Annotated in this window: 5 protein-coding genes and 1 pseudogene; all 6 read right to left on the minus strand. The window is 71.3% G+C overall.

Annotated features, from left to right (window positions below):
• Positions 1-101: 101 nt before the first annotated feature.
• Entirely contained in the window at positions 102-509 is a 408-nt protein-coding gene (locus tag FJ251_13065; GenBank protein ID MBM4118639.1) for a nuclear transport factor 2 family protein, read from the minus strand.
• Complete coding sequence (nuoI, locus tag FJ251_13070) at positions 487-1,008, minus strand: NADH-quinone oxidoreductase subunit NuoI (GenBank protein MBM4118640.1); 522 nt, start codon at positions 1,006-1,008, stop codon at positions 487-489. The genes FJ251_13065 and nuoI overlap by 23 nt, the downstream gene beginning before the upstream one ends.
• The gene (locus tag FJ251_13075; GenBank protein MBM4118641.1) at positions 998-2,848 is read right to left on the minus strand and encodes a 2Fe-2S iron-sulfur cluster binding domain-containing protein; all 1,851 of its coding nucleotides are present in this window, start codon (positions 2,846-2,848) and stop codon (positions 998-1,000) included. Before FJ251_13075 ends, nuoI begins: the two co-directional genes overlap by 11 nt.
• Positions 2,848-3,990, minus strand: a complete 1,143-nt coding sequence (gene nuoD / locus FJ251_13080; protein MBM4118642.1) for an NADH dehydrogenase (quinone) subunit D — start codon at positions 3,988-3,990, stop codon at positions 2,848-2,850. Before nuoD ends, FJ251_13075 begins: the two co-directional genes overlap by 1 nt.
• Positions 3,991-4,113: 123 nt before the next feature.
• Positions 4,114-4,569 (minus strand): annotated as a pseudogene (locus FJ251_13085) (NADH-quinone oxidoreductase subunit B).
• Positions 4,570-4,663: 94 nt separating this feature from the next.
• On the minus strand, positions 4,664-5,454 hold a 791-nt coding region (locus FJ251_13090; GenBank protein MBM4118643.1), incomplete at its 5' end, for a DUF4340 domain-containing protein.

Genomic DNA, 5,454 nt, shown 5'->3' on the forward strand with positions numbered 1-5,454 from the left:
TCCGTCGCCCGGACAATAAAGACAAAGACGCCTTCTTTATCAAGCCCCTTGTGAAAGAGGGCACATGGCGAGGCGGGCGGGGGGGGCGGCCCGGAGCGGACCTAGAAACGCTCGGTATCCTTGAAGAAATCGCTCATCCCCACGATTCGCCCTTCGCGCAGGTGGAGGAGCGTGACACCCTCGTTGGTGTAGGCGGCGCCCGCGCGCGTGCGGCCGGCGTTCGTCCAGTGCAGGGCGGCGCGCTGGCCCCCGGGGGCGAGGATCACTTCCTGTACCGTGAACCGGAGCTCCGGGTAGCCGCGCCAGAGCAGCTTGAAGAAGCGCAGGATCCGCTCGGGCCCGAGCAAGGGGGCCGCCTTGGGGAAGAGAAGGACGGCTTCGGGGTCCAGGAGTGCCGCCAGGCCCTCGGCGTCGCGGGCGTTCAAGCGCGCGAAGAGCGCGAGAAACGGCGCCGCCGCGGGATCGGCGGCGCCGGGGACGCCTGCCTCAGGCGCGGGCCCGGACCCCATCGCCCAACTCCTGCTCGCGCTCGAGGGCCGGCCGCTTGTAGCGCTCGTAGTCGCTGAGCAGCTTGGCCTTGTCGAAGACGAGCTCCTCGCGGCCGTAGCCGGCCACCTCGTAGAGATCGCTCATCACGATCGCCTCTTTGGGGCAGGCTTCCTCGCAGTAGCCGCAGTTGATGCAGCGGCCCATGTCGATGTCGAACTCCTCCGGCACGCGCTCGCGCATGGCCTGGTCGCGGAACTCGCCGATCACGATGGTGATGGCGCGCGGCGGGCAGACCACCTCGCAGAGCTTGCAGGCGACGCACTTCTCGATGCCGTCCTCGCCCATCACCAGGCGCGGCATGCCGCGGAAGCCGGGCGGCGTCGGCCAGCGCTCCTCGGGATAGGTCTGCACGACCTTTCTGTGGAACATGTTGCGCAGCGTGATCCCGAGTCCCTGCAGGATCGCCGGCAGGTAGAGGCGCTCGTAGAGGCCCCGGCTGAGCGGGCGCTTAACCTTCATGCCGGCCTGCGACCTCCAGTTTGTCGGTGGCGGTCTGCGCGAGCAGGGGCGCAAACCAGTCGCTGTCCAGCGGCCGGCGGCCGGCCACGGGATGCCAGCTTCGCAGGCTGCGCGAGCGGCCCCAGGTGTTCGTCACCGTGCCGACCAGATCCACCGGCGCCCGCCGCGCGAGCACGACCGCCGCGGCGGCGCGCGCTGCCTCGAGGCCGTCGCACTGGAGGATGAGCGCCCCACTCGCCAGGTCCAGCGCCTGCTCGCCGCGCGCGGGCTCGGGGAAGTCCGCGGCGGGATCGAGGCCGAAGGCGAAGACGACGTCCGCCTCGCCCCCCTGCAGACTGGCGAGGGGATCCGGGCCCGGCCAGGCCGCCGCCGCCGCGAGCAGGCGGCGGCGATTCAGCCCCGGCAGGAGCCAGAGCAGGCGCGTCTCCGCCCGGCGGGCGCCGAGGGCGGCAAACCAGCGCGCGTCGAGGGCGCCTCGCCGCACGAGGCTCGCGCTCACGGCGACGAGCAGGCTCTCTTCGCCCGCGAGCAACGCGGCACCCTCGCCATCCAGCCAGGCCGCCGGATCGGCCTCGACGCGCGACCAGTGGCGACTGCCGTCACCGGGCGGCGCCCAGGGGGCGCCGGGCGCCTGCACGAGGACGACCTCCCCGGGAGCCTGGCCGCCAACGCCGCCCAGGAGCCGCAGCGCGAGGATCGGATGGGCGAGTTCGGGGTCCTCCCCGAGCACCAGGACCCGGCGGAGGCGGCCGAGGCCGGCGAGCGAGTCGAGCTCGAGGCCCGAGCGGCCGAGCGCGGGGAGGAAGTCCAGTTCGGCCGGTGCCGCGGGGAAGGGGCGCACCGCGATGCGCAGCTGCCTGGCGAGCGCGGCGCAGGCTGCCAGCTCTTCGTCAGTGGCGAGACTGCCCGCGAGGACCAGCGGCTGCTGGGCCGCAGCGAGGAGCGCCCGCGCCTGGGCGGCGGCCTCGGCCGGGCTCACGGGCACCTGCACGCCCTGGCGGCGGACCAGGCACTCGGCGACGCCGCGCTCGGCGGCGTAGCCGAAGCGGCCCTTGTCGCAGAGCCACCAGTCGTTGACGGCGTGGTCGACGTCGGCCGTCAGGCGCTGCAGCACCGCCCCCTTCCACCAGCTCGTCGCCGCGCAGTGCAGCGAGCAGCCGCCGCAGGCCGTCGCCACCGCCCGCATCTCCCAGGGACGCGCCTGGAAGCGGAACTCGCGGGTCGTCAGGGCGCCCACCGGGCAGATGTCGGCGAGGTTACCGGTGAAGCCGCTGGTCAGCGGCCGCTCTTCGAAGATGTCCACCACGACGCGGTCGCCTCGCATCCGCAGCATCAGCTCCTCGCGGCCGGCGACGTCGCGCTGGTAGCGCACGCAGCGGCTGCAGAGGATGCAGCGCTCGGCGTCGAAGATGATGTGCTCACCGATCACGCGGTGCTTGACGGCCGTGTTCTTGGGATCGGCCAGCCGGCTGTGCGCCGGTCCGTGCCGGCGCGTGGTTTCCTGCAGCGGGCACTCGCCGCCCTTGTCGCAGATCGGGCAGTCCAGCGGGTGGTTGATGAGGATGAACTCGAGCACGCCCTGCCGCGCCTTGCGCACCGACTCCGAGTTGGTGGTGACCTCCATGCCGGCCGCCGCGCTCAGCGTGCAGCCGGGCACGAGATTGGGCGAACCCGTCAGCTCGATCAGGCACATGCGGCAGTTGCCGTCGACGCCCAGGCCGGGGTGGTAGCAGAAGTGCGGGATCTCGTCGCCCAGCTCGCGCGAGAGCGCGATGAGCGGCTTGCCCGCCTCGGTCTCCACCGGGCGGCCGTTGTAGACGAGGGTCACCTTCTCGGCCATCAGCGGTCACACTCCCCCATCACGGGATCGAGGCTCGCGATCACCGCCACGGCGTCGGCGATCATCGAGCCCGCGAGCATCGTGCGCAGGATCTGCAGGTTGTTGAAGGACGGGCTACGGATCTTGCAGCGGTAGGGATGGGCGCTGCCGTCGCTGACCAGGTAGAAGCCCAGCTCGCCCTTGGGCGCCTCGATCGCCGAGTAGATCTGGCCCGCCGGCGGCCGGATCCCCTCGGAGATCAGCTTGAAGTGGTGGATGAGCTCCTCCATCGAATCGTAGATCCGCGCCCTGGGCGGCAGGACATAGTCGCGGTTGTCCGAGCTGATCGGGCCGTCCGGCAGCTCGGCGATCGCCTGGCGCACGATCTTCACGCTCTGGCGCATCTCCTCCAGGCGGACGAGGTAGCGGTCCAGGCAGTCGCCCTTCTCGCCGACGGCCGTCTCGAAATCGAAGAGCTCGTAGTCCAGGTAGGGCGCCGCCTTGCGCAGGTCGTAGTCGACGCCGCTGGCGCGCAGGATGGGCCCGGTCAGCCCGTAGCCGATCGCCTGCTCGGCGCTGATGATGCCGACGTCCAGGTTGCGATCGAGCCAGATGCGGTTCTTGTTCAGCAGACCCTCGACGTCGTCGAGGGTCCGCTCGCACTCCGTGAGGAAGGCGAGCACCTTGTCGGTCCAGCCGGGCGGCAGGTCGCGGGCGACGCCGCCGATGCGCGTGTAGCTGGTGGTCAGGCGCGTGCCCGTCAGCTCTTCGAAGAGGTTGTAGAGCAGCTCGCGCATCTGGAAGGTGTAGAAGAAGACCGTCGCGGCGCCGAGGTCGAGGGCGTAGGTGCCGACCGAGAGCAGGTGGGCGCTGATGCGCGCCAGCTCGGCGGCGATCACGCGGATCCGCCTGGCCCGCACCGGGATCTCCAGGTCGATCAGCTTCTCGACAGCGAGCGCGTAGGCGACGTTGTTCGAGAGCGGGCTCAGGTAGTCGAGCCGGTCCGTGTAGGGCAGGAAGTTGTGGTAGGTCTTCTCCTCGGCGATCTTCTCGAAGGCGCGGTGCAGGTAGCCGACGTGCGGCTGGCAACGCACGATCGTCTCGCCGTCGAGCTCGAGGACCAGGCGCAGCACGCCGTGCGTGGCGGGGTGCTGCGGACCCATGTTGAGGATGATCGTGCCGTCGCGGCTCGGCTCCAGCCGCGTCTCGATCCCCGGCAGCGGCACCTTCGGCGCGTACTCGGCGCGCGGGGCGTCCTTGATGCTCTCGCGCTCGACGACGCCGCGCTGCAGCTTGAGCAGGGCGTCCAGCAGGGCATCCGGCCGCGGCGGGCAGCCGGGCAGGTAGACATCCACGGGAATCACGCGATCGAGCCCCTGCACCACCGAGTAGCTGTCGAACATCCCGCCCGTGCAGAGGCAGGTGCCCATCGCGATGACGTACTTGGGCTCGAGCATCTGGTCGTAGATGCGGCGCACGACGGGGGCCATCTTGTTCGTCAGCGTGCCGGCGACGATCATCAGGTCGCTCTGCCGCGGCGAGAAGCGCATCGCCTCGGCGCCGAAGCGGGCCATGTCGTAGCGGCTGGCCACGGTGGCCATCATCTCGATCGCGCAGCAGGAGATGCCCATCGGCATCGGCCAGAGCGAGTTCTTGCGCGCCCAGTTCGTGGCCTTGTCGACCGTGGTCGTCAGGACATCGACGCCGAAACCCTGGGACTGTGGATCGGGCCTGCTGCTCATCCGGCCTCCGTGGGGCTGGGGCGTTGCGTGCGCAAGATACTCAGCGCGCGAGGATAGTTCCACGCGCGGTGAGCGTCAATCGGACAAGCCGCTCTCAATCGGACTGGACGGCAGGCAGCGGCCAGGGGAGCGCGGCCAGCGAATCGGGCAGGCTGTAGAGCGTCGGATAGTCGAGACTGCGCAGTGCCCGGCGCCCGCCGCGCGCGGGGCCGATCTCGAGTTGGACCTCGCTGCCGTCGCGCAGGCGGATCTGGAAGCGGCGGCCCTCGGCCGGCAAGCCCCAGTCCGCGAGCTGGTCCGCGCGCGGCAGCAGGGCCTCGATGCGCTCGGTGCTCAGGCGCAAGGCGCGGCCGAGGAAGGCCGCCACGGCCGGGCCGTTCAAGGGCCGGCCGTCCGCGCGGCGCCAGCGCCACTCGTCGCCGGGCTCGCGCAGCGCCCGCTGGCCGTCGGGCCCGCGGATCTCGGCCGCCTCGCCCGGCATGAAGCTGACGACGACCGGCGACAAGAAGGCGCTGAAGGACTCCAGCAGCGGAGCGCAGGTCACCGAGTCGAGCAGGAAGGCCTGCTCGCGGTCCCGATCGCGCGCGTAGCTCAATTCGAAATACGGCTGGCCGATCTCGAGCAGGCCCTCGCGGGCCGCGCCCTGCGCCTTGACCGTCAGGCGTCCGCGCGGGGCCTCGAAGCCCAGCATCCCGGCCGCCTGTTCCCCGGCGCCGGCGAAGCCGAGGATGCTCTCGCCCCAGAGCGCCTCGATCAGGCGCGCCACGGCGACGTCGTCCGCGCGATAGGCCTCGGGGCGCCGCACTTCCCAGCCGCGCGGCCCGCGGGCCAGCGTGAAGGCGCCGCGCGCGTTTTCGATGCGCAGGCTTTCGATCCGCGCGCGGG

Source organism: bacterium, from assembly GCA_016873475.1.
GTDB lineage: Bacteria > Krumholzibacteriota > Krumholzibacteriia > JACNKJ01 > JACNKJ01 > VGXI01.

Excerpts from the sequence above, each read along its gene's own strand:
- nuoI (MBM4118640.1), bottom strand. The coding sequence starts at position 1,008 with ATGAAGGTTAAGCGCCCGCTCAGCCGGGGCCTCTACGAGCGCCTCTAC.
- nuoD (MBM4118642.1), bottom strand. The coding sequence starts at position 3,990 with ATGGGTCCGCAGCACCCCGCCACGCACGGCGTGCTGCGCCTGGTCCTC.
- FJ251_13065 (MBM4118639.1), bottom strand. The coding sequence starts at position 509 with ATGGGGTCCGGGCCCGCGCCTGAGGCAGGCGTCCCCGGCGCCGCCGAT.
- FJ251_13075 (MBM4118641.1), bottom strand. The coding sequence starts at position 2,848 with ATGGCCGAGAAGGTGACCCTCGTCTACAACGGCCGCCCGGTGGAGACC.